At 67.4% G+C, this 276-nt stretch carries 1 protein-coding gene; it reads right to left on the bottom strand.

Translation table 11 applies throughout. The annotated features are described in order from the left end of the window. Window positions 1–18 precede the first annotated feature (18 nt). The coding region (locus tag AMS65_RS00140) for a winged helix-turn-helix domain-containing protein (RefSeq protein WP_162231730.1) at window positions 19–276 on the bottom strand (258 nt) is incomplete at its 5' end.

The raw sequence follows: 276 nt of genomic DNA, 5'->3' as shown, positions 1-276 counted from the left end.
GATCGGAAGGGCCGCCGCTCAGCCACCGTCGGCCGCCAGTCGATAGCCAGCACCGCGCAGCGTCTCGATCGCCGCCCGCCCGAACGGTCGGTCGATCTTGCGCCGCAGTCGGCCGATGTAGACCTCGACGATGTTGGGATCCCCTTCGAAATCATCGGCCCACACGTTCTCGAGCACCTCGAACTTCGTAACGATCTCGCCGCGTCGCCGCATGAGGAACTCGAGCACCGCGATCTCGCGCGCGGTGAGCTCGAGTCGGGAGTCGCCGCGCTGCAC

It is taken from the genome of Leucobacter celer subsp. astrifaciens, from assembly GCF_001273835.1.
GTDB classification, from domain to species: Bacteria; Actinomycetota; Actinomycetes; order Actinomycetales; family Microbacteriaceae; genus Leucobacter; species Leucobacter celer.
This window is presented reverse-complemented; position numbering and strand designations above follow the sequence as displayed.